Here is a 6,543-nt window from a genome sequence, read left to right on the forward strand (position 1 = left end):
GTTCAGCGCCATGTAGGCGCCAAACACATCAAAGACATTGTTGCAACATGTCCGGCATCCTGGGCTCGAACGCCACGAGCTGGGCGGCTGCGGCGAAAGGCGGCTGGCCGAGGGCGACGAAAATTCCCGCCGGCGCCCTCCAAAGCCGGACGGCAAGGGCGTGCTCGGCCTTCGGGACGCAACGACACCCGCGCATTTTCGCGCATCCCGGCGGTTGTCTTGCGTGGCGGCTCTGCCTAACCTCGACCTGAACGATCTGGGAAACAGGGGACATGCACATGAAATTCAGGACAATGTTGGCGGCCCTCGCCGTCGCCGCCTCCTTCGGCCAGGCTGCGGTGGCGCAGGAGATGTCATTCTTCCGCATCGGCACCGGCGGCACCGCCGGCACCTATTACCCGATCGGCGGGCTGATCGCGAATGCGATCTCGAACCCGCCCGGCTCGCGCGCCTGCGAGGACGGCGGCTCTTGCGGCGTGCCGGGGCTGGTGGCGACCGCCGTGGCCTCGAACGGCTCGGTCGGCAATGTGAACGCGATCAACGGCGGTGCGATGGAGGCCGGCTTCAGCCAATCCGACGTGGCCTATTGGGCGCAAACCGGCACCGGGCTGTGGGAAGGCCAGCCGGCGGTCGAAAAGCTGCGGCTGATCGCCAACCTCTACCCAGAAAGCATCCATCTGGTGGCACGCAAGGACGCGGGCATCGCCTCGGTGGCCGATCTCAGGGGCAAGCGGGTGTCGCTGGACGAGCCGGGCTCGGGCACGCTGGTCGATGCCAAGATCATCCTCGAGGCCTTCGGCCTTTCGGAATCCGACATCACCCCGGAATATCTCAAGCCCGACCAAGCGGCGGACCGCATGCGCGACGGGGCGATGGACGCCTTCTTCTTCGTCGGCGGCTATCCGGCCGGCGCCATCGCCGAACTGGCCAGCCAGCACGACGTGGCGCTGGTGCCAATCACCGGTCCCGAGGTCGACACATTGCGCGAGACCTACAATTTCTTCGCCGCCGACACGGTTCCGGCCGGAACCTACGAGGGACAGGACACCGATGTCGCCACGATCTCGGTCGGGGCGCAGCTGGTGACCAGCGCCGACCAGCCCGAGGAGCTGGTCCACGGCATCACCCAGGCGCTATACAACGAGAACACGCAAAAGCTGTTCGCGGCCGGCCATGCCAAAGGCAAGCAGATCACGCTGGAGAATGCGACCCAGGGCGCGGGCATCCCCTTCCATCCGGGCGCCGAGCGTTTCTACAAGGAAGCCGGCAAGCTCGAATGAGCATGGCCAAGAACTGACGGAAAGGACGCGGCCGGACCCCGGTCCGCGTCCTTTGGTCCTGAACCGAACGGCAGGAAAACGACATGACCGAGAAAACACGCCCGCTCTCCGACGACGAGCTTCGCGCGCTGGAGGAGGAATACGATCCTGAGGCGCGTTTCCGCACGGTCACGCGCCCCATCGCGATCCTGTCCGGGGTCATCCTGTTCCTGCTGTCGGTCTATCACTTCTACACGGCAGGCTTCGGCATCCCGCGCGCCACCACGCATCGCGGGTTGCACATGGGCGTGTCGCTGTTCATCATCTATCTCAGCTTCTCGTCGCTGGCGCGCAATCGCCACAAGACGGACGGTTTCGCCGTCCTCGGCGTGCCGGTGACAGACTGGATGCTGGCCATAGGCGGCGCCGTCAGTGCCTTCTACGTGCCGTGGATCTATGACCAGCTGGCCTTCCGCGTCGGCAATCCGCAGCCCATCGACATCGCCATGGGCACGGTGCTGCTGGTGGCGCTGATGGAGGCGGTGCGCCGCTCGATGGGCTGGCCGCTGCCGGTCATCGCGATCCTGTTCATCGCCTACGCCTATTTCGGCAAGTCGATGCCCGGCATCCTGGTGCATCCGGGCGCGGACTGGGCCAATATCGTCAACCACCTCTACCTGACCTCGCAGGGCATCTACGGCACCGCGCTCGGCGTCATCGCCACCTATGTGTTCCACTTCGTGCTTTTCGGGGTGATGGCGCAAAAGATCGGCCTGGGGCAGTTATTCATCGACCTGGCCACTGCGCTGACCGGGCGTTTCGCCGGCGGACCGGCCAAAGTCTCGGTGGTGTCCTCGGCGATGCTGGGCACGATCTCGGGCTCGTCGATCGCCAATACCGTAACCACCGGCGCGCTGACGATCCCGGCCATGATCAAGATCGGCTTCAAGCGCCACTTCGCCGCCGCGGTCGAGGCGGCCTCCTCGACCGGCGGGCAGATCACGCCGCCGGTCATGGGCGCGGTCGCCTTCCTGATGGTCGAATATCTGGGCATCCCGCTACGCACCATCCTGATCGCCGCCGTCGTCCCGGCCTTCATGCATTTCTTCGGCGTGCTGGTTCAAGTCCATCTGGAAGCCAAGCGTCTTGGCATCCGCGGCCTGCGCCGCGAGGAACTGCCGAAAGCCGGCAAGGTCCTGCGCGAGGGGTGGCTGTCGGTCTTTCCGCTGGTCCTGCTGGTCTGGATGCTGATGTCCGGCCGCACGCCCTTCTTGTCGGCCTTCTGGGCCATCACCGCCTGCATGATCGTCTATCTGATCCAGCGGGTCATGGCGGCCGGCGCCGTCGAGGGCATCAAAGAAACCGCCGCCGGCATCTATGAGGGCTTCGTCGCAGGCGCACGGCAATCGCTGGCCGTGACGGCGGCGGCGGCGCTTGTCGGCGTGGTGATCGGCGTCGTCACCCTGACCGGCGTCGGCTTCAAGATCGCCTTCATGGTGACGAGCGTGGCGCAGAACTGGGCCACGTCCTTCCATGGGCTGCTGGCTGTGCTGCCGTTTGAACTGCTCAGCATCCAGACGCTGACGCTGCTCTTCACGCTTCTGATGACCGCGGTCGTCTGCGTGCTGATGGGTTGCGGCGTACCGACGACGGCGAATTACATCATCATGGTGGCCGTGGCCGCCCCGGTCCTGGGCATGATGAACGTCGAGCCGCTGGTGGCGCATTTCTTCGTGTTCTATTTCGGCGTGCTGGCCGATGTGACGCCGCCGGTCGCGCTGGCCGCCTATGCGGGCGCCGGGATCGCCGGAGCGAACGGCTTCAAGGCCGGCAACACCGCCTTCCGGCTGTCGATGGGCAAGGCGCTGGTGCCTTTCGTCTTCGTCTTCTCACCTTCGCTCTTGCTGGTCACGCAGTCGTTCACCCTGCCCGACTTCCTGCTGGCCTTCACCGGCGCGGTCCTGGGCATCGTGGCGCTGTCGGCGGCGATCACGAACTGGCTGCTGGGACCGCTGCTGCTGGTTGAGCGGCTGCTGCTGCCCGTCGCAGCGCTGATGATGATCGCGCCGGAAATCGTCTCGACCGTGATCGGCGCGGCGATCCTGGCCGCGGTCGTCCTGCGGCAGTATCTCGCCGGAAGCTCCGGCCCGAGCCCGGAAGCGGCCAGATGAGCCGGAGCCTTTCTCGCCCTTCCGCGCGGCACTGATCCCGGCGATGCCGGGAGGCGGGCAGTCCGAAAGACCATCGGAATTGCCCAATCCCCGGACGTAGGCTAGTCTTTCCATACAGGCGTCAACCCTATCCGTTCCGAACTGGAGAACCCAAGGTGACGGCAGTTATCGGTTTTCTGAATACGATCTTCTGGGGATATGTCCTGATCTACGGCCTGCTGGCCGTCGGGATCTATTTCACCATCCGGCTGCGTTTCCAGCAGATTCTGCATTTCCGAGAGATGATCCGGTCGATCGCCGCCGCCCCTGCGGCAGACCGTCAGGGGATTTCCCCGTTTCAGGCGCTTTGCACGAGCCTGGCCTCGCGCGTGGGGACCGGCAACATTGCCGGGGTCGCGGTGGCGCTGGTCCTTGGCGGTCCGGGGGCGATCTTCTGGATGTGGATGGTCGCCTTTGTCGGCATGGCGACCGCCTATTCGGAATCGACGCTGGCCCAGCTCTACAAGGTCAAGGACAGCCGCGAGCCCGGCGGCGTCTATCGCGGCGGTCCCGCCTTCTACATCGCGCGCGGCCTTGGCCTGCCCTGGCTTGGCGGCGTGTTCTCGGTCTGCCTGATTCTGTCCTTCGGGCTGGTGTTCAACGCGGTGCAGGCGAACTCGATCGCGGATGCGATGGAGGGGGCCTTCGGCATGCCCAAGCTGGCCACCGGGCTTGCCATCGCCGCGCTGACCGGCGTGGTGATCTTCGGCGGCATCCGGCAGATCGCCACCGTGGCGGAATATGTCGTGCCCTTCATGGCCGGCATCTATCTGCTGGTCGCGATCATCGTCGTGCTGATGAACCTGGGCGCGGTTCCGGGAATGCTCGGCCATATCGTGTCCAACGCCTTCGGCCTGACCGAGGCGGCCGGCGGCATCACGGGCGGCATCGCCGCCGCCATGCTGAACGGGGTGAAGCGCGGGCTGTTCTCGAACGAGGCCGGGATGGGCTCGGCGCCGAACATCGCGGCGGCGGCGACGCCCAACCCGCACCATCCCTCGAGCCAGGGTTTCGTGCAGGCTTTCGGCGTCTTCATCGACACCATCCTGATCTGCACCTGCACTGCACTGATGATCCTGCTCTCGGGGGTCTATGTGCCGGGGGGTGAACTGACGGGCACGCAACTGACCCAGTCTGCCCTGGCCGACCATATCGGAACCGCCGGCCCATTATTCGTGGCGGTGGCGATCTTCTTCTTCGCCTTTACCTCGATCATCGGCAATTACGCCTATTCGGAAATGGCGATGACTTTTCTTGGCATCGGCAACAAGGCCGGGCTTACCACCCTGCGGTGCCTGGTACTGGTCATGGTGTTGTGGGGAGCGCTGCAGGCGGTCACGACGGTGTTCGATCTTGCCGATGCCTCGATGGGGCTGATGGCGACGATCAACCTGATCGCCATTGTCGCCCTGTCGGGAACGGTTGTGGCGCTGACGCAGCATTATTTCGCGCAACGCGAAGCGGGACGCATCCCGAAGTTCAGCATTCGCGAACATCCCGAAATGGCAAAGGGCGTCGACGCCGATATCTGGTCCTAATCGAGGCGCCCTATGGCGCACTGGGATGGCACAACACTCCATTGAGACGATCAGGCACAGGACCGGAAGGTGGTGTCCAGTGACCGCTCTGATGTCTTTTTTCAAGGGTTCTCTCACGCGATCGGGGACGCCGGGGCGTTTATTGCGATCTGGACGCCCAAAGGTGGGCACAAGGTCTGAAGACGTCGGTGAACAAGCTCTGATGCGCGGGCTGGATACCGCATGACCGATTGTGCGTCTCGGGGCTATTCCTGTCTTACACCGGGCGTCAGCATAAAGCTGGCCACAAAGCGATTGTCAGATATTTCCCTGCCATCGACCTCGTGCCCGCCATCCGGGGTTCAGAAAGCACCTTGGCCACAATACGGCCAATACACCGAAACTCTTTCATTTCCCCCTCGCAACCGCAGCGCGCTGTTCCGGCATCCGGGGCAGCTTTCGTTGAATGGGGCTGACCTCATGCCCGTCGGGAATGACCGCGTCGGGGCGACGGCCCGGAAAGCCGGCACTACATCGCCCCCTGATAGCGGCAGGCGACGCAGGCGCGTTCGACATGGCGGATCATGCTGTTGAAATCGAAAACCGGCCTTCCGGTCACGGCCTGAATCGCCTGCGCATAGGGGGGCAGATCCGAGCACTCCAGCAGGATCGCGCCGATCCGGGGATGGCGCTGGACCAGATCGGCGGCGACGGTCATGATCTCCTCTTCGATCCGCGCGCTGTCGAGTGTCCCCTTTTCCTCCAGAATGGCGCTGCGGAATTCCGGCTGATCCTCCATCCCGGCAATATGCAGCGCAACCTTGGGATCGGCTCCGCAAGCCGCGAAATGCGCCGGCGTCAGGCGGGATGCGTTGGCGGTGATCACGCCGACCGGGCGGCCGGTGATATGGGCGATGAACGGGATCTGCAGCAGCGGCGACAGCAGGACGGGGATCTCGACCGCCGCCGCAACCTCGCGCTGGAAAAGGGCCATGAAGCCGCAGGCGCCGGTGATGGCCTTGACCCCCTCGGCCTGCAATTTCCGGGCGCCCTCGATGAAGGGCGCGACCAGCGCCGGATCGGCCTGATTGAGCAGCCGGTCGATCGACGCCCCCTCGACCTGGTGATAGCGCACCGGAAAGGGATAGGTGCTGGCATTGCCGACATTGCCGGGAATGCAGGGATAGGCGGCATCGAGGATCAGGATACCGATGCTTTCCCATACCATGACTGGGATTTTCGACGGATCTGGAACATCTTCACCCCCATCAGATCGCGAAGCGTTTCAGGATGCGCTTTTCCAGCCATGTCACCAGCCGCGTCCGCGGGAAGGCGACGACGAAATAGATCAGCGCGACGGCGGTATTCCTGCTGATGCTGGGGCTGGGCACCCCTTTCGGCCCGCGGACCTTGGGCTTCCCGGTCCGGCTGCTGATCCTCAGCCTCGCGATGACCGGCATTGTCCACGTGATCTTCCAGCACCTGCTGGACGTTCCCGGCCTTTAAGGAAAAGACCATGTTCGAGACTTGTGACCTGCCCCCCGGTCGTCCCTCGTT

The 6,543-nt window shown here is 64.4% G+C and carries 5 protein-coding genes; 3 read left to right on the forward strand and 2 right to left on the reverse strand.

The window, feature by feature from the left end; genetic code table 11:
* Positions 1–278 precede the first annotated feature (278 nt).
* From FE811_RS25295 to FE811_RS25305, 3 genes are all read left to right on the forward strand, one after another.
* Positions 279–1,280 (forward strand): TAXI family TRAP transporter solute-binding subunit, encoded by a 1,002-nt coding sequence (locus FE811_RS25295; protein ID WP_036761200.1) that lies wholly within the window; start codon positions 279–281, stop codon positions 1,278–1,280.
* 83 nt (positions 1,281–1,363) lie between these two features.
* On the forward strand, positions 1,364–3,430 hold the full coding sequence (locus FE811_RS25300; RefSeq protein WP_116222528.1) for a TRAP transporter permease: 2,067 nt from the start codon (positions 1,364–1,366) through the stop codon (positions 3,428–3,430).
* A 155-nt stretch (positions 3,431–3,585) separates the two neighbouring features.
* Positions 3,586–5,007 (forward strand): sodium:alanine symporter family protein, encoded by a 1,422-nt coding sequence (locus FE811_RS25305; protein ID WP_116222527.1) that lies wholly within the window; start codon positions 3,586–3,588, stop codon positions 5,005–5,007.
* Between the two features lie 508 nt (positions 5,008–5,515).
* On the opposite strand, the gene FE811_RS25310 is transcribed toward FE811_RS25305, so the two are convergent.
* Together FE811_RS25310 and FE811_RS28005 are read right to left on the reverse strand one after the other, a co-directional pair.
* Positions 5,516–6,214: an aspartate/glutamate racemase family protein gene (locus tag FE811_RS25310; RefSeq protein WP_140849271.1), complete on the reverse strand. Its 699-nt coding sequence runs from the start codon at positions 6,212–6,214 to the stop codon at positions 5,516–5,518.
* Positions 6,187–6,543: hypothetical protein (locus FE811_RS28005; RefSeq protein ID WP_219848953.1), on the reverse strand; the 357-nt coding region annotated here is incomplete at its 5' end. The genes FE811_RS28005 and FE811_RS25310, both read right to left, overlap by 28 nt.

The organism is Paracoccus sp. FO-3, assembly GCF_006386455.1.
GTDB lineage: Bacteria > Pseudomonadota > Alphaproteobacteria > Rhodobacterales > Rhodobacteraceae > Paracoccus > Paracoccus versutus.